Genomic DNA, 15406 nt, shown 5'->3' on the forward strand with positions numbered 1-15406 from the left:
ATCAACCGACAACACCAACTCGGCCTTCGGCCGACCCGTCCGTGCCACAGGCCAAGTCTACAGATATGAACGAAATTCCTGACTCAGAAGACTAGTGTCTCGTGAACTAAGTCTTCAGACGCTGAGGCCTGTTCGTCTTCCGCGTGGGAGACAGTGTTCCGGCGCGGCTTGCTCGGGCTGCGTTGACCAATCAGCATGTACGGATGAGCGAACAGAGTGAGGGCGTTTGGGCAGCGAGTTTCAGCGTGGCCAGGCGCTTCAGGGTTTGGCGTTACTCCGTCAGCCACCAAATGCTGCTGCTTCGAAGCATCGCCCGGTTCGCTGGAGATGACACCGTCGATGCCTGGTTCGACGGCGTCGCGGCCACGAATCTGCACCAGGGGTTCGAGCCGCTGACCGTCCGAGCCGCCGAGCCGAACGAACGCGAGAGGATCTTCGCCTGGTCGGCGGCCGACATCTACGATCTACAGCGCCAGCCACCGCTGTGCCTGATCCTCGCTTCGTCTCAGCCGGACGGCTTCGTGGTCTGCGCACACGCGCGTATCGAAGCGAACCGCCATGGCTCGGCATCGGGCGATTCTGCCGAAAGGGTTGCCCCCGGCACGGCTCGAACCCTGTGGTTTGCCGGGCCGACTGCCGTCCCTGGGCGGCGGCACGAGTACCGAGCCCTTGATGTCGCCCAGGGCGCTGAGGCATGAGCGGATGGGCGGAACCGGCTCGAACCGCTCAGATCGCGCCCGTGCTCCGAGGTCGCGCGTGGGCCAGGATCTGGTCAGCTGTCTTGGTCCGGGCGAACGGCTGGGCCCGTTCGTAATAGGCGTCGATGAAGCGGCGAATGGCGTCGGTCAGCTCGGGCACGGAGCAGAAGGAACCGCGGCGTATCGCCTGCCGGGTGATGATGCCGAAGAAGATCTCGACCACGTTCAGCCAGGAGCAGGAGGTCGGGGTGAAGTGCAGGGTGATCCGCGGGTTCTTCGTCAGCCACGTCTTTACCCGTGAGTGCTTGCGGGTGGCGTAGTTGTCGGCGACCACGTGCAGCTTCACCCTCGGGTAGGCCTTGGCGACCTGCTTGAGGAAGCGTAGGAACTCGTCGTTGCGGTGCCGGTCGTAGCAGGCGTCGGCGGTGATCTTGCCGGTGGCGACGTCCAGGGCGGCGAACAGAGTGGTGGTGCCGTGGCGCACGTAGTCATGGGGTGCGCCGCTCTGCCGGGCCCGGCCGGACCGGCAGCATCGGGGCGGTCCGGTCCAGCGCCTGGATCTGCGGCGAGTAGCCGGGAGGACCAGTGGGGCACACCGAGTTCTCCGGCGGGCCATCCAGGGTCCGCACCACCACCTCGGCCTCGTCCACCGTGCCAGGCCGGCCCGAGCGCGACCGGTCCTCCAGCCCGGCCAGGCCGGCCGAGTGGTACCGGCCCCGCCAGGTCACCACCGTCTGCCGGGACAGCTCCAACCGCCGCGCGATTTCGGTGTTGCAAGCACCCTCCGAGGCGAGCAAACACGATCCGGGCCCGCTTTACCAGCCCCGACGGGGACGACGGCGAACGGACCCACGAACGCAGATCCTTACGGTGCGCATCGGAGATGACCAACGGCACGGCGACAGGCATAGGCCATTCAACCGCGCCGCAAGCCACCGTCCAAGGACTCCATTCACGCGACACTACTGAACTTGAACTCGTGATGTCGGTCGACTCGTGGTGACGGCGTCAGGTTCCGAGACCGCCGGCTGTTACCGGCTCGGGTTCAGGACGGTGGCTGTAGCCAGCCCCGCGCCGCGGCGAGATTCACCTCGACGTCATCGCTCCAAGAGCAGACCTCCAGCCATGAGAGGTAGCCGCCTTGCGCGAAGACCAGGACCTCGCCAGGGCACTTGTCGGCGTACTCCTCCGAAGGCTCCGGCAGGTACAGATGCGTGTGCTCCAGTCAGCAGGCGGCTGCTTGTCGGTTGCGGCCGGGTGGATTGCGATCACGCACCGAAGCCGTCGTCCGGGTCGTCGGCTTCCGGGGGCGTGCACTCGTGGGTGCTGATCCAGTGGCCGGCGCTGTCCAGAAGGGGCTCGGAGTCGGCCTCGGTCCGGAAGGTGAAAGTGGTCCCCGTCGACTCCGCCTGCAGAGCGAGCTGTCCGGGTGGCTGGTGAAGTGTCACGGGGTTGAAGCGGCAGCCGATCGCGTTGAGTTCGGCCGTGACCTGCGCGTGGGTGAGGGGTCCTGCGTACGTGGCGAACGACTTCGTCCCAGAGGTGGGAAGCTCGATGGTGTCCCGCCAGGTCTGCACGCTGATCATCGTGACGCGGCGGCAGCGGCACACGCAAAGTTCGACGTCTCCGTAGGAGAACAAGTGTGGCCAGCGCCGCTGCTTGCTCACCCGGCCGATGTCCCACGGCGGTCCGAGCGCCGCTGCGATGTCGTTGAGTTTCGCGCCGCAGCGCAGCGGGCCGACGGCTGCGGTGGAGCCGAACTCGGCCAGGGCTCGAAGTACGATCACGCAGCCGAGCGTGTCACCCGGCAGGTTCCTGCGTCCACCGGGGCCGCCCCGGCTGTCCGTCGCAGCCCGGTGAGGCGGGTTCAGCAGGTCCGCTCGCCGAGGTGACAGCCGGCTCGGCGAGCCGCCCCGCCTCGTCACCCCGCCAGAAACGGTGCACCTTCGCCCGTACGAGGTGATGCACATGTGCTGGTACGCCGACAGCACTTGCCGGTTTCGGTGAACAGCTGCACGTCGGCAGCACGACGGTGCCGAGGCCCGTTGGCGCGGGCTCCACCGCGTCGGCGTCAAGGCCGAAGTAGGCAGTGCCGCAACCGCACTCACAGCGGGAGACCACCCTGAGCTGGGGCACCTGCCGTCGGAGGGCGACGTGAACGGGATCGTCCGGGTTCAGGACGAGGTCAAGCACGTCGGCTACGTCCTTGGGCAGGCTGTCAGTCATGCCGCCACCGTAGCTGACCAGCAGATTTGGGCTTCGAACGATTTCGGGTCGGTCGACCCCACGCTCACAGGTCCAGGGCCAGTTCGGTGCCGGCGAGGCAGCCGTCGATGGCATCCGGTCGGTACTGCAGCATCTTCAGTTTGCGCTTCACGGCGCGGGTGATCTGCCCGAGGTCGGCCGCGGCGAGGTTGCCGATGTCCCGCTTGACCAGTGACCAGACGCCCTCGGCCGGGTTGAGGTCCGGGGCATAGGTGGGCAACTGGAACACGGTGAGCCACCCGGCGTTCGCGTCGATGAACTCGCGCATGCCGGCCGTCAGATGCAGGCGGACGTTGTCCCAGACCAGCACGATCGGCCCGCCGAGCTGGATGCGAGCGCGGACGATCAGGTCGCGGAAGTCGCGCCAGCCAAAGCCCTTCGACTCGCACACTCGGCTGAACTGGCAGGACGGGACAGCGCGATGACCGGATACCGACCAGCGACCGCGTTACCGCGCGCCATCCTCGAACGAGCGGACATGCGAGCCGCGATCACCGCCCACGACATCGGGACGGTGTTCCGCCTCGCGCGTGAACTGGCCGGGATCAGCTACTCGAAGATCGCTGCGGAGTGCGACATCAAGCCCGAGCGGGTCGGCACGCCGGCCCGCGGCAAGGGAAGCGTCACCAGCTTCGAGAAGATCGCCCGCGTCGCGGACGCCCTGCGCATCCCCGGCCGCATGCTCGGACTCGCGCCCCGAATCTGGGAGAAGAGCGAGCCCGTTCCTGCACGTGACCGTACGAGCGAGGAGGACGACAGTCCCGTGGAGCGCAGGCGATTTCTCCGAGCAGGCACCGGTGCGGGGCTGGCGGCGACGCTGCCCGAACTGTCCCGCCCCACAGCGGGCCGACGCCTCGGCTCGGAGCTGCCGAACCAGCTACGCCGACGCACCGCCCGCTTGCGACGCTTGGACCAGGTGCTTGGCGGAGGCGACACCTACCGTGTGTATCTCGGCGAACACCAGGCCACCAAGGCGTTGCTGCGCGACTCGACGTACGCCGAGCAGACCCGCCGCGACCTGCTGTCCGTGCTTGCCGAGCAGGCCCAGCAAGCCGGATGGGCCGCCTTCGACGGAGGCCGGGCCGCGGACGCGCGCGGCCTCTACGAAGAGAGCCACAGCGCCGCCACCGAAGCCGGCGACACCGACCTCACCGCAGGCGAAGTCGAACAAGCAGCCACCACAGCCGTCCGCGCCCTCGACCTCGCGCACGGCGTCGCCTCCGTCCGCCCCCGCGCTCGGCTGGCACCCCTCCTCCAGCGCCTGGACGCGCACCGGGGCCTCCCCGCCGTGGACACGGTGCTGGAGAAGGCCGCAGCAGTCTGACGCCTACGCGTCCGGCTCCGTGCTGTCCGCGGCCCACCGCAGGTAAGCCTCCGACCCGGCCACGATCGGCACCGCGACCACCTCCGGCTTCTCCCACGGATGGTGCTCCAGCAGATGCGCCTCCAACGCGGGATACCGCGTAGCGGTGGTCCTGAGCAGCACCTGCCACTCCTCACCCGTCCCGAACTCCCCGCCGTGCCAGAACACCGACACCACCGGCCCCGCCACCTGCGCCCCCGCCGCGAGCCTCGCCCGTACCGCAGACTCCGCCAGCCGCACCGCCTGCTCCCGCGTGGCGGCCGCGGTCGACACCTGCACCAAGTCGGTCATGCCTCGACCCTAGCCACGCAGCCCCACCCGCCCACCGGCCGGGCCGACACGCCGGCGTGTCGGCCACCGAGGCAGCCGATCTCGAACGGAGCGCATACATGCCGGTCTGGAAGAACCACGGCGAGAAGTCCGCCTACGAGAACCCCTGACTCACCCTCGACCTCGCCGATGTCGAGCTCCCGGACGGCCGCCACCTCGACCACTACCTCATCCGGCAGCGCCCGGTCGCCCTCGCCGCCATCGTCAACGCAGCCGGTGAGGCCCTGTTGCTGTGGCGGCACCGCTTCATCACCGACTCCTGGGGGTGGGAGCTGGCCGCGGGGGTCGTCGAGCACGGCGAGGGCGTCGAGGCGGCAGCCGCCCGCGAGATGCTGGAGAAACCGGGTGGCGGCCCGGCCCGCTCCGCCACCTCCTCACCGTCGAGCCCTCCAACGGCCTCGCTGACGGCCGCCACCACGTCTACTGGTCCAGCACTGCCGAGTACGTCGGCCATCCGGAGGACGGCTTCGAGGACGAACGGCGGGAGTGGGTCCCGCTGGCCGACGTGCCCGCGCTCGTCGGACGCGGGGAGATCCGCTCCGCCAATGCCGTCGCCGCACTCCTCCTGCTCCACCACATGCACGCCTGAGAGGTCCCGCGGAGGGATAATCCCGGCATGCCGTCCCCCCAACTCGCCCCCGAGGTCACCGCCTTCTACACCGACGTTTTCGACGAGGACGCCCGGCTGACGTCCTCCGCCGACGGGCGGCTGGAACTCCTGCGCACGCAGGAGCTGTTGCGGCGGTTCCTGCCGGAGGCGCCCGCCCGGGTGCTCGACGTCGGGGGCGGGACGGGCGTGCACGCGCGGTGGCTGGTGGCCGACGGGTACGAGGTGGAGCTCGTCGATCCCGTGCCCCGGCACGTCGAGCAGGCCCGCCGGGTGTGCGCGGCCTCGCTCGGGGACGCGCGGCAACTCGACGCCGGGGACGAAGCGTTCGACGTCGTCACGCTGCTCGGGCCGCTCTACCACCTGCCGGAGCGGGACGACCGGCTCCGGGCGCTCCGCGAGGCCGCGCGGGTCGTGCGGCCCGGGGGGCTCGTCGCGGCGGCGGGGATCAACCGCTACGCGTCCGTCTTCGAGCACACCGCGCTCGCCCACCTGCACACCCCGCGGCTGCGCGACTCGATCGCCGACATCCTCGCCACGGCCACCTACGACGGCCGCCGCGGCTTCACCGTCTCCTACTTCCACCGCGCGGAGGAGCTGGCGGCCGAGCTGCGCGCCGCGGGGCTGCACGACGTCCAGGTCTTCGGCATCGAGGGCCCGAGCTGGTCACTCCTCAAAGCCGTGGAGCACGCCACGGGAGCCCCGCCCGCCGACGCCCTCGTCCAATCCGCCCTCACCGCCGCCCGCCTGGCCGAGCCCTATCCCGAACTCCTCGCCGCCAGCTCCCACCTGCTGGCCGTGGGACGTGCGGCCGGGAGAGGCGGTCACGGGGACGCGGGGGTCACGTCGGCGGGTCCTCGCCCGTGAGGCCGTCGACGGATTCGCGGATGAGGTCGGCGTGGCCGGCGTGGCGGGCGTACTCCTCGACGAGGTCGAGGAGGATACGGCGGAGGTTGGGGCGTTCGCCGTTGCGGGTGGTGTAGGCGCCGAACTGGTCGAGTCCGCCTGTGGTGAGTGCTTCGGCGACGACGGCGCGGGAGCGGGCGACCGACTCCTGCCAGAGGGCGAGGAGTTGCTCAGGGGTGTCCGCGGAGGCGGACCGGTAGTCCCAGTCGGGGGTGGCCTCCCAGTCGATCCGGTCCCAGGGGGCACCGGTGGGTGTGCCGAGCCACAGCCGGGCGAAGTGGCTGTCCTCCACGTGGGCCAGGTGTTTGAGGAGGCCGCCCAGCGTGATCGCGGACGTGCCGAGTGTGGTGCGCAGGCCGGAGGCGTCCAGGCCGGAGCACTTCCACGCCAGCGTGGCCCGCTGGCGTTCGAGGGCGCCGAGGACGGCTGCGGCCTCGTCCCCGGCGAGCGGGGGTTCCGGCCATTCTTCCGCTGTGGTCCCGGTCATGGCCGCAGACCCTAGCGGACGGCACGGACAGTACGACCGGTGCGGTCGCCCTCCCCCGAGCGGTCGAGGTGGTGGAGCCGTGCATTGTCCGCGCGCGGCGCCCGGGGCAGCAAGAAGGCCCCCGCGGAGCACGGGGGCCGGGAGATCACCGGGCAGGGGTCAGGACTTCCAGTGCTGGTAGTTGCCGCCGTTGCAGCCCAGCGTGTAGACGTTCCCGCTGCCGTTGCTGTCCAGGCAGAAGCCCGTGGAGACGTCCTTGAACTGCACCGCGCCGCCGCCGACGTCCTGCTTCAGCCAGTGCTGGTAGTTGCCGCCGTTGCAGCCGAGCGTGTAGACGTTCCCGCTGGCGTTGCTGTCGAGACAGAAGCCGGTGGAGACGTTCTTGAGCTGGACGGCGCCGCCGCCGACGCTCTGGACGTCCCAGTTCTGGTAGTTGCCGCCGTTGCAGCCCAGCGTGTACACGTTGCCGCTGCCGTTGCTGTCCAGGCAGAAGCCGGTGGACACGTTCACGAAGCGCGACGTGGCGGCGTTGGCCGGGACGGACATCGCGAGTGCCAGGGCGCCGGCGGCCCCGATGGTGCCCAGCACCGTACCCATACGCATGGGTGAACCTCCTGTTCCGATCGGCCACTTGGGGGCCGATCACACTCGAACAATATCGGCCGTATGTCCCAGAATTTACGGGAGCGTGACATTTCGTCACTCGTTCGTGGTGAGATCGCCCCGCCCGGCCGAATAGGCGCCACGGACACGCCCCGGCGTGCGCGCACGCGCCCTCGACCGCCCCTGCGGGGGCAGGGGTTTGGGCGGGCTTTGGGGACCTTCTGGGGACGGCACCGAGTGTGGTGGTCGCACGTTCCGTTTCCCCCTTCAAGGAGGCAGCCATGAAGAAGATCGTGATCCGCAAGGCCGGCCCGGTCCGTCTGACCACCTCCGGCTGCCACGTCTACCCCGCCGCCTGATCCGAGGCAGCCGGGTAGTCCGGTAGAACCGCCGTCCGGCAGCGGCCACTTCGCTGCCGGACGGCGGCGCATCCGCCGCCCGTAGCGGCAGCACGAGACGACGCGCGCACGTACGGCGCAGGCCCGGGAAGCGAGGTCGAGCGGTGCCGGAACAGACGGAGCAGGCCGAACACGTCGAGCAGGCCGACGAAGCCGGCGAGGCCGGGCAGGCCTGGGGAGCCGGGGAGGCCGGGCAAACCGGGCAACCCGGCACGGCTGACGCGGCCGGACACATCGCACCGGCCGACCAGGCCACCGTCCACCACCGGGCCGACGAGCCGGTCCACTTCCACCCGCTGGTCTATCTCGACGACGCCGACGGCGTGACGATCGGCCGCGCCGACATCGACTCGTACGCGATCTTCCCGCCCGACGGCGCCGAGCTGGTGCGCTGGCTGGAGGCGGGCGCGACCCCCGCGGAGGCCGCGCGGCGCTACGAGGCGGAGTACGGCGAGCGCGCCGACGTCGCCGACGTGCTGGAGGCCCTGGACGAACTGGGGTTCACCCGGGAGGCGGACGAAGCCCCGGCCGAGAACGGCCCGTTGCGCTGGCAGCGGCTCGGCCGGGCGGCCTTCTCCCCTCTCGCGTGGGCCTGTTACGCGGCGCTCGTGGTGACGGCGGCGGTACTGACGCTGCGCTCGCCGACGCTGCTGCCGCACTCCCACGACATGGTGTTCAGCTCGTACTACACGGTGGTGAACCTGACCCTGCTGGTCGCCGTCACCCCGCTGATCGCGCTGCACGAGATCTTCCACGCGCTCGCCGGGCGGCGGCTCGCGATCCGCTCCAGGGTCTCGATGTCCTACCGCTTCTACTTCCTCGTCGTCGAGACCGCCCTCGACGGTCTGGCCGCCGTGCCGCGCCGCAAGCGCATCCTGCCGATCCTCGCCGGGATGCTCGCCGACGTGCTCGTGCTGTGCGGCCTCGTCGTCCTCGCGTACGTGCTCGGCGCCGCGGACGCCGCCCCGCCGGTGGCCGCCCGGGTGTGCCTGGGCGTCGCCTTCGCGACCTTCACCCGGCTGCTGTGGCAGTTCTTCTTCTACCTGCGCACCGACATCTACGTGCTGATCACCACCGTGCTCGGCAACGTCGATCTGCACGGCGTGGCCCTGCGCACCCTGCGCAACCGGCTGTGGCGGCTGCTCGGCCGCCGCGACCGGGTGCGGGACGTCGGCGGCGCGCACCCGGTCGACCTCAAGGCGGCGCGCTGGTACGCGTGGCTCGTCCTGGGCGGTTACACCGTCAGCCTCGCCACCACGCTCTTCGCGCTGCTGCCGGTCTTCGTCGACATGACCGCGGGCTCCGTGCGGCGCTTCACCTCGGGCGACGCGGGCGTGCTGCGGCTGCTGGACGCGGTCGGCTTCCTCGCGCTGCTGCTCGGCCAGATGCTGCTGCCGCTGTGGATCGCGCTGCGCGACCGGGCCCGCCGCCGCCGTGCCGGGACCGCCCGCAGCGCGCTGACCTCTTGACGTACGACCCGCCGCCCCACGGGCGCATCGCACCACCCGTACGCGTACGACCCCGCACCACCGTCGGAAACGAGCAACGAGCGTCGAAAGGCAGGCACATGGGCACCCACTACTGGATTCAGGCGCCGCTTCGGGCCGACCGCGACCGGGTGCGTGCCGGTCTGCCGCTGCCGCCGCCGCTCGCGCGCGTCAGCGCGCACCGCAATCTGCGCGGCCCGTACTCCGCGGTGGGCACGCTCATGCGGCAGATCGCCCCGGAGGCGCTGCGCCGCGAGCCCGCGCTCGCGTACCGGCACCGCATCGAACTCCAGGAGACGACACCGGAGTTGCTGGGTCTGGTGCCCGCGATCCAGCGGCCGCTGGAGGCCGCGGCGCAGGGCGGCGCGGTCGCGATCAGCCGCTACCCGGCGCGGCTGCACTCGCTGCGGGTCGCGCACGGCCTGGTGGACTTCCTGCAGGCCCACCTCGCGGGGCTGGGCGGCGGGCCGCGCACGCTCGTCGTCACGGAGGTGGAGCACGCCGACGCCACCGACCGGGAGTTCCTGGCGGTGCTGCTGCGGCGGATCCCGGCGGACGTCCTGACCGTCGTGGTGGAGACGGCTCCCGGCGGGGTCGAGGAGACGCCGGGACCGGTGTCGGAGTCGCTGCCCGCGGCCCTCGCCGCGTACACCGAGCCCGTCGCCGGGGAGAGCGAACCCGGGCCCGCCGCACGGGAGTCGGACGCCTCCGACCTCGCCCGCGCGTACGTCGACTCCGACGGCGTACGGGACGACGCCGCGGCCCTGGCCGCCTACGAGGCGCTGGACGGCGCCGAGCGCGCCGCCCTGCACGACGCACGGGCCGAACTCCTCGCCGTCCGCGCCGAGTCGGAGCCGTCGCTGCGGCTCGGCGCGCTCACGTACCACCTGGAGCGGGGCAGCGAGCGCCGCACCGCGGGCGTCGCGGCGCTGATCCGGGCGCACGAGCGCTGCAAGTACCTGGGGCTCTACGGCACTGCGGTCGAGTACGGCAGGCGCGGGCTCGCGCTCGTCGATCCGGTGGAACAGCCGCAGGAGTGGTGGGAGTTGACGCGCGGTACGGGCGTCTCGCTCGCCGCGGGCGGCCGCCCCGACGAATCCGGCGAACTCCAGGACGCCGCGCGGCGCACCAGCCTCGACCCCACCGTCCACATGAAGCTCGCCTACGAGACGGCGATGCTCTACGCCCGCCACCACGCCCCCGCCAAACGCGACCCGGAACTGGCCCGGGCCTGGGTCAACCAGGCCATCGCCATCGCGTCGCTGCTGGAGGACCCGGCCGAGCGGACGTTCTTCTCCGTCTTCAACCGCAACGGCCTCGCCCTCATCGCGACCCGCACCGGCGGCATGGACGAGGCGCTGCGGCTGCTCGACCAGGGCATCGCGCGGCTCGACAAGGAGATGGGCCTCGGTGAGCGCAGCTGGCACCGCGTCGGCCTGCGCTACAACCGCGCCCAGGTCAACGCGATGAGCGGGCGCCTGGAGGACGCGCTCGACGACTACGCGCACATCATGGAGATCGACGACGACTTCTCCGACCACTACTTCAACCGCGGCAACATCCTGCGCCGCATGGGCCGGACCGAGGACGCCCTCGCCGACTACGAGCACGCCCTCACCCTGGAACCGCCCTTCCCCGAGGCCCACTACAACTGCGGTGACGCGCGGCTGGAGCTGGGCGACATCGAGGGCGCGCTGCGGGAGTTCGACCGCGTGCTGGTGCTGGAGCCCGGCAACGTCGACGCGCTCCTCAACCGCGCCGGGATCCACGCCGAACTGGGCGACGCGCGGGCCGCGCTCGACGACATCGCCGCCGGGCTGGAACTGGCCCCCGGCCACGCCCATCTGCTGTGCCTCAAGGGCCGGTTGCTGGCCGAGCAGGACGAGTCGGAGGCAGCGCGCGACGCGCTCGACGCGGCCCTCTCCGCCGAACCGGACCTGGCCGAGGCATGGGCGCTGCGGGCCGAACTCGCCTTCGGGGCGGGCGATCTGACAGCGGCCGCCGCCGACTTCGACCGCGCGGTGGAGCTGGGCGGCTCGGTCGCCATCCGCTACAACCGCGGCCTGGTCCACGAGGCCGCCGGGCGCTTCGCCGAGGCGGCGGACGATTTCGCGGCGGTGCTCGCCGAGACGGACGACGAGGACGCCCGCACCCACCACGCGTCGTGCCTGCGCGGCGAGCGGGCCGGGGTGTAGGGGGTGGGTCCGCGGGTTGCGCCGCCCGCCCCGGTGGCGGCGGCGGGGCGGGGACCGATGGCGCCCCCGGAGGCCCGTCCCGTCCCGGGCGGTACGGCGCCGGGCGGCGGTACGGCGACGCCACCGGCGGCGGGCGGTACGGAAGCGGGCGGTACGGAAGCGGTCCCCGGCGGCGGTACGGTCCCGGGCGCGCGCCCGGACCTGGCCGCCGTCTTCACCGAGAGCATGGCGCACCTCGCCTCCGCCGTCGCCGTGGTCACCGCGCGGCAGGACGACGGGGCGCCGTGCGGGCTGCTGGTGTCGTCGGTGTGCTCGTACAGCGTCGCGCCGCCGTCCGTCCTGCTCACCGTCGCCGCGTCCGCCCGCGCGTACGCGGCGTTCACGACCGGGGCGCCCTTCGGGGTGCATGTGCTGGGCGGCGCCGACTCCCGTACGGCGGAGGCCTTCGCGCGCAGCGGCGCGGACAAGTTCGCTTCAGTGCGGTGGAGTTGGGACGGCCCGGTGCCGCGGCTCGCGGACGTGCCGTGGTATTTGGGCTGCGTGGCCGCGGCCGTCTTCCCGCACGGCGACCACGCGGTCGTGATCGGCGAGGTCGTGCGGTGCGTCCGGGACGCGGGGAACGGGCGCGAGCCGCTGGTCTACTACCGGCGCCGGCTCGGCTGGCAGCTCGCGGCCCCGGCGGAGGAGCCGGGCCCGGCGAGGAGGCCCGGCCGGGCGGAGGGGCCGGGTCCGGAGCCCGGCCTCGTGCAAGGTCCCTCCGGCGCGGCGGTGGTCCTGCGGTGACGGCGCGGGCGGCCCCGCCCCGGGAGCCGGGCCCCCCGCCGGGCTCAGGTGCAGTTGCGGTGCGCCGCCGCGTACGGCTCGCGGGCCTCCAGGGCGACGAGCTGCGCGGCCCTGAGCCGCGGACCGGGCTCGATCCCCAGCTCCGCGACCATCATGCCGCGCACCTTCGCGAAGACGGCCAGCGCCTCGGCCCGCCGCCCGGCCCGTACCAGCGCCCGTACCAACTGCTCCTGGAAGGACTCCCGCAGCGGGTGCGCGGCGCACAACTCGTGGAGCTGGCCGACCGCGTCGGCGACCTCGTGGCTCTCACCGCGGCACAGCACGGTGTCCAGGTACTCGCCGAGCAGCGCCAGCCGCTCCTCCTCCAGCCGCACCCCGAACGCGCCGAACTGCCCGGAGCCCTCCAGATCGGCGAACGGGCGCCCGCGCCACAGCGCGAGCGCCCGCCGGAAGGCCTCCCCCGCCTGCCGACACCGTCCCTCCGCGAGATGCCGGCGCCCGGCGGCGGCGTGCGCGCGGAAGCGGTCGAGGTCCAGTTCGCCGGGCGCCACCCGCAGCCGGTAGCCGGTCGCCTCGGTGGCCAGCAGCGGATGGTGCCGCGGGTCGCGCCGTGCGGCGCCGTGCGCGGGGTCGAGCGCGCGCCGCAGCCCGGTGACGTACATCTGCAACGTCGCCGCGGCGGCACGCGGCGGCCGCGCGCCCCACAGCCCCTCCACCAGCCGGTGGTTGGGCACAGGCCGGTTGGCCGACAGGAGCAGCAGCGCGAGCAGCGCCCGCTGCTTCAGCGCGCTCGGCGTGCACGGCCTGCCGTCCCTGTGCATGCTCACCGGCCCCAGCACGAAATAGCGCGGCTCCTCACAAAGCCCTTCGGCAACGCTTTTCTGCTCCTGCGACGCGGAAGAGAGCTGACTGACCACAGCAGGTCTCCGAATTCTGAGGCATCGGTCTGATCGTGACGGCGGTGCTGATCCGGGTGCTGATCCGATCGATATCCGCGCGATGCCGCACCACACGGGCCGTACTCCCGCGCCGCGACACCGCACACGCTGTGCCGGGTGGGCCGCGACGGACCACGGTGGACCCCGGCGGCACCCGAAGGGATCCGGAGGCGCCCTTGAGCACCCGTCCGGAATGCGGTATTCCCTTGCCAGCTGATGTGGATGGACTCTGCCACACCGACAGCCAGGCTTGAAGCAGAATTCAAGACAAATCATGATTCCAGCCATTCCGCACCGGACGATTGCGCGGGCGGCCCGAAGGGCACCATGGCGGGGACGGACGGACCGGATCCCATGAGGAGACGACGGTGATCACCGCCACCCAGGGAGCGACAATCACTTCGGCGTGCACCGTTTGCGGAGGCGTACTGGTCCGTGACGTCGGGCAGTTCGTCGAAGGGGGCCAGCTGCGCTGGGGCGTCGAGGGGCACTGCGGCACGTGCTCCGACGGCTGGTGCGAGACGGGAGCGGGCCCGGCCCCGGCGGAGGTCAGGCGGGCGCTGCTGGCCGAACACGGCGCGGTGCGCCTGCGCGTGGCGGAACGCGGCGCGAGCCCCGTCCCGGTGCTGCGGGCGCTGCGCGAGGTGTGGGAGGTGCCGATCGCCGAGGCCCGGCGACTGGTCGACGAGCTGAACGGGCCCGGTCTGACGGGGAGTTCGGTGGAGATGACCTTTCTCGCGGACGGGCTGCGGCGGCGGTCCGTGGCCACGGTCACCGCCCCGGCGGACGGGCACGCATCGGCCTGACCGGCGGTGCGACGGCCGGTCGGGGCCGCGCCCGGCCGGGTCGAATCGCTTTGCGGGGGCGGCGGTCCGCCCGCAGAATGTGCCGGTGCTGATCCGTCGCGAAGAACCCACCGACGTCCCCGCCGTCCGCGCCCTCACCGCCGCCGCCTTCGCCAAGGCGGACGCCCCCGCGGACACCGAGCCCGTCGAGGCCGGGCTCCTCGACGCGCTGCGGGTCTGCGACGCCTGGATCCCGGAACTGTCCCTCGTGGCGATCGCCGACTCCAGCTCCGAGGTCGTCGGCCACGTCCTGTGCACTCGCGGCCACGTCGGTACGGTTCCGGCCCTCGGACTCGGCCCCCTCAGCGTCCACCCCCGCCACCAGCGCCGGGGCGTGGGCCTGGCCCTCGTCCACGCCGTCCTCGGCGCCGCGGACGCCCTCGGCGAACCCCTCGTCGCCCTCCTCGGCGAACCCGCCTACTACCGCCGCTTCGGCTTCCGTACGGCCACGGACCTCGGCGTGACCCCGCCGGACCCGGCCTGGGGCGCGTACTTCCAGATCCGCACCCTGACCACGTACTCCCCCGCCCTGCGCGGCCCCTTCGCCTACGCCGAACCGTTCAACAGCCTCTGAAGGGAGGAGCGTTGCCCGCCGACCGGCACGACATCGACCTCGCCGCGTACACCGAACGGGCCCGGCGCGGCCCCTGCTTCGTATGCGCCGTCGTCTCCGGGCACCCGGACTACGTCCACGAGACGGTCTACGAGGACGACGACCACGTGGCCTTCCTCGACCGCTGGCCCACCGTCCCCGGCAAGGTCCTGGTCGCCCCGAAGGCCCATGTCGAGCACGCCGTCCGCGAGTTGGACGCCGCCGCGTACACCCGGCTGATGCTCGTTGTCCGTACGGTCGCCCTCGCCGTCGAGGACGTCTGCGCACCCGAGCGCACGTACCTCTACTCCCTCGGCAGCCAGCAGGGCAACGCCCATCTCCACTGGCACATCGCCGGGTTGCCGCCCGGCGTCCCGTACGGCTCGCAGCAATTCCACGCCCTGATGACGGAGAGCGGTGTGCTGGCGGTGCCGCCGGAGGAAGCCGCTGCCATGGCCGTACGGCTGCGCGCCGCGATCGCCGCACTCGGGATTCCGGGCTGATCCTGCGCTCTCCCGCCGGGGAGCCGCCGGGCCGCGTTGCCCTCTCGGCCTTCCCGAACGGACGCCCTTCTCCGCGCCGATGTGCTGCCCGTGCGCCCCTCCCGGAGCCGTCCCCTCCCTCTGACCCTGAGGAGGCACACGCCGGGTGAGCGCGCGACGGGAGTGGTGCGGTGAAGGGCACCCCCGAGAGGGCCCCCGACAAGGCCCGATTACGCCCGCCCGCGCCCGGCCCTGCCCCTCAGGAGCCCACGCCCTCGCTCCCGGCGCCCTCCGGGCAGGGGATGAGCCGTCAGACCGTCCAACTCCTGGCTGGTGTGGCGGGGAATGCGGCGGTTTCACGGCTGGTGGCGCAGCGGTACGTGGCTCCGGTGGTGCCTTCGCCGTCGCAGGCGCCGGGGATGCGTCG

General features: G+C 72.2%; 16 protein-coding genes and 2 pseudogenes. 10 read left to right on the forward strand and 8 right to left on the reverse strand.

Annotated elements, in window-relative coordinates; genetic code table 11:
• Positions 1-203: 203 nt before the first annotated feature.
• Positions 204-698, forward strand: coding sequence for a hypothetical protein (locus ACH4PY_RS36830; RefSeq protein ID WP_398192885.1), 495 nt, complete (start codon positions 204-206; stop codon positions 696-698).
• Positions 699-726: 28 nt separating this feature from the next.
• On the opposite strand, the pseudogene ACH4PY_RS36835 reads toward ACH4PY_RS36830, so the two are convergent.
• The 4 genes and pseudogenes from ACH4PY_RS36835 to ACH4PY_RS36850 all read right to left on the reverse strand — a co-directional run bounded on the left by ACH4PY_RS36835 (position 727) and on the right by ACH4PY_RS36850 (position 3354).
• Positions 727-1607 (reverse strand): annotated as a pseudogene (locus ACH4PY_RS36835) (IS630 family transposase).
• A 359-nt stretch (positions 1608-1966) separates the two neighbouring features.
• Entirely contained in the window at positions 1967-2485 is a 519-nt protein-coding gene (locus tag ACH4PY_RS36840) for a hypothetical protein (RefSeq protein WP_398192886.1), read from the reverse strand.
• 13 nt (positions 2486-2498) lie between these two features.
• Positions 2499-2924, reverse strand: a complete 426-nt coding sequence (locus ACH4PY_RS36845) for a hypothetical protein (RefSeq protein ID WP_398192887.1) — start codon at positions 2922-2924, stop codon at positions 2499-2501.
• A gap of 64 nt (positions 2925-2988) precedes the next feature.
• Positions 2989-3354 (reverse strand): transposase, encoded by a 366-nt coding sequence (locus ACH4PY_RS36850; RefSeq protein ID WP_398192888.1) that lies wholly within the window; start codon positions 3352-3354, stop codon positions 2989-2991.
• A gap of 87 nt (positions 3355-3441) precedes the next feature.
• Here ACH4PY_RS36850 and ACH4PY_RS36855 point away from each other — a divergent pair, with 87 nt between their 5' ends.
• Positions 3442-4287, forward strand: a complete 846-nt coding sequence (locus ACH4PY_RS36855) for a hypothetical protein (protein WP_398192889.1) — start codon at positions 3442-3444, stop codon at positions 4285-4287.
• Positions 4288-4290: 3 nt separating this feature from the next.
• Here ACH4PY_RS36855 and cutA read toward each other — a convergent pair whose 3' ends face one another.
• A complete protein-coding gene (cutA, locus tag ACH4PY_RS36860; protein WP_398192890.1) occupies positions 4291-4617 on the reverse strand; it encodes a divalent-cation tolerance protein CutA in 327 nt (108 codons plus the stop codon).
• 98 nt (positions 4618-4715) lie between these two features.
• Between cutA and ACH4PY_RS36865 the strand changes: the two are divergent.
• A pseudogene (locus tag ACH4PY_RS36865) lies at positions 4716-5245 on the forward strand (NUDIX hydrolase).
• A gap of 27 nt (positions 5246-5272) precedes the next feature.
• The gene (locus ACH4PY_RS36870; protein ID WP_398192891.1) at positions 5273-6130 is read left to right on the forward strand and encodes a class I SAM-dependent methyltransferase; all 858 of its coding nucleotides are present in this window, start codon (positions 5273-5275) and stop codon (positions 6128-6130) included.
• Here ACH4PY_RS36870 and ACH4PY_RS36875 read toward each other — a convergent pair.
• Together ACH4PY_RS36875 and ACH4PY_RS36880 are read right to left on the reverse strand one after the other, a co-directional pair.
• The gene (locus ACH4PY_RS36875; RefSeq protein WP_398192892.1) at positions 6105-6656 is read right to left on the reverse strand and encodes a DinB family protein; all 552 of its coding nucleotides are present in this window, start codon (positions 6654-6656) and stop codon (positions 6105-6107) included. The two genes, ACH4PY_RS36870 and ACH4PY_RS36875, sit on opposite strands and share 26 nt — an antisense overlap.
• 159 nt (positions 6657-6815) lie before the next feature.
• Positions 6816-7259: an RICIN domain-containing protein gene (locus ACH4PY_RS36880; protein WP_398192893.1), complete on the reverse strand. Its 444-nt coding sequence runs from the start codon at positions 7257-7259 to the stop codon at positions 6816-6818.
• A 502-nt stretch (positions 7260-7761) separates the two neighbouring features.
• On the opposite strand from ACH4PY_RS36880, the gene ACH4PY_RS36885 reads away from it, so the two are divergent.
• The 3 genes from ACH4PY_RS36885 to ACH4PY_RS36895 all read left to right on the forward strand — a co-directional run bounded on the left by ACH4PY_RS36885 (position 7762) and on the right by ACH4PY_RS36895 (position 12122).
• The gene (locus ACH4PY_RS36885; protein WP_398192894.1) at positions 7762-9126 is read left to right on the forward strand and encodes a hypothetical protein; all 1365 of its coding nucleotides are present in this window, start codon (positions 7762-7764) and stop codon (positions 9124-9126) included.
• A gap of 98 nt (positions 9127-9224) precedes the next feature.
• A complete protein-coding gene (locus tag ACH4PY_RS36890) occupies positions 9225-11339 on the forward strand; it encodes a tetratricopeptide repeat protein (protein ID WP_398192895.1) in 2115 nt (704 codons plus the stop codon).
• A gap of 57 nt (positions 11340-11396) precedes the next feature.
• Positions 11397-12122 (forward strand): flavin reductase family protein, encoded by a 726-nt coding sequence (locus ACH4PY_RS36895; protein ID WP_398192896.1) that lies wholly within the window; start codon positions 11397-11399, stop codon positions 12120-12122.
• 44 nt (positions 12123-12166) lie between these two features.
• On the opposite strand, the gene ACH4PY_RS36900 is transcribed toward ACH4PY_RS36895, so the two are convergent.
• Positions 12167-12943: a BTAD domain-containing putative transcriptional regulator gene (locus tag ACH4PY_RS36900; RefSeq protein ID WP_398192900.1), complete on the reverse strand. Its 777-nt coding sequence runs from the start codon at positions 12941-12943 to the stop codon at positions 12167-12169.
• Between the two features lie 485 nt (positions 12944-13428).
• On the opposite strand from ACH4PY_RS36900, the gene ACH4PY_RS36905 reads away from it, so the two are divergent.
• From ACH4PY_RS36905 to ACH4PY_RS36915, 3 genes are all read left to right on the forward strand, one after another.
• Positions 13429-13866 carry a hypothetical protein gene (locus tag ACH4PY_RS36905; RefSeq protein ID WP_398192897.1) on the forward strand — a complete coding sequence of 146 codons (438 nt, stop codon included), beginning with the start codon at positions 13429-13431 and terminating at the stop codon, positions 13864-13866.
• 85 nt (positions 13867-13951) lie between these two features.
• Positions 13952-14479, forward strand: coding sequence for a GNAT family N-acetyltransferase (locus tag ACH4PY_RS36910; protein ID WP_398192898.1), 528 nt, complete (start codon positions 13952-13954; stop codon positions 14477-14479).
• An 11-nt stretch (positions 14480-14490) separates the two neighbouring features.
• Positions 14491-15000, forward strand: a complete 510-nt coding sequence (locus ACH4PY_RS36915; RefSeq protein WP_398192899.1) for an HIT family protein — start codon at positions 14491-14493, stop codon at positions 14998-15000.
• The last annotated feature ends 406 nt before the right edge of the window (positions 15001-15406 follow it).

This window comes from Streptomyces sp. NPDC021224, from assembly GCF_044332905.1.
In the GTDB taxonomy this organism is placed as follows: Bacteria; Actinomycetota; Actinomycetes; order Streptomycetales; family Streptomycetaceae; genus Actinacidiphila.

What these genes read in the sequence shown, in the direction of transcription:
- ACH4PY_RS36830 (WP_398192885.1), top strand. Translation starts at nt 204, where the DNA reads ATGAGCGAACAGAGTGAGGGCGTTTGGGCAGCGAGTTTCAGCGTGGCC.
- ACH4PY_RS36845 (WP_398192887.1), bottom strand. Translation starts at nt 2,924, where the DNA reads ATGACTGACAGCCTGCCCAAGGACGTAGCCGACGTGCTTGACCTCGTC.
- ACH4PY_RS36855 (WP_398192889.1), top strand. Translation starts at nt 3,442, where the DNA reads ATGCGAGCCGCGATCACCGCCCACGACATCGGGACGGTGTTCCGCCTC.
- cutA (WP_398192890.1), bottom strand. Translation starts at nt 4,617, where the DNA reads ATGACCGACTTGGTGCAGGTGTCGACCGCGGCCGCCACGCGGGAGCAG.
- ACH4PY_RS36870 (WP_398192891.1), top strand. Translation starts at nt 5,273, where the DNA reads ATGCCGTCCCCCCAACTCGCCCCCGAGGTCACCGCCTTCTACACCGAC.
- ACH4PY_RS36875 (WP_398192892.1), bottom strand. Translation starts at nt 6,656, where the DNA reads ATGACCGGGACCACAGCGGAAGAATGGCCGGAACCCCCGCTCGCCGGG.
- ACH4PY_RS36880 (WP_398192893.1), bottom strand. Translation starts at nt 7,259, where the DNA reads ATGCGTATGGGTACGGTGCTGGGCACCATCGGGGCCGCCGGCGCCCTG.
- ACH4PY_RS36890 (WP_398192895.1), top strand. Translation starts at nt 9,225, where the DNA reads ATGGGCACCCACTACTGGATTCAGGCGCCGCTTCGGGCCGACCGCGAC.
- ACH4PY_RS36895 (WP_398192896.1), top strand. Translation starts at nt 11,397, where the DNA reads ATGGCGCCCCCGGAGGCCCGTCCCGTCCCGGGCGGTACGGCGCCGGGC.
- ACH4PY_RS36900 (WP_398192900.1), bottom strand. Translation starts at nt 12,943, where the DNA reads ATGCACAGGGACGGCAGGCCGTGCACGCCGAGCGCGCTGAAGCAGCGG.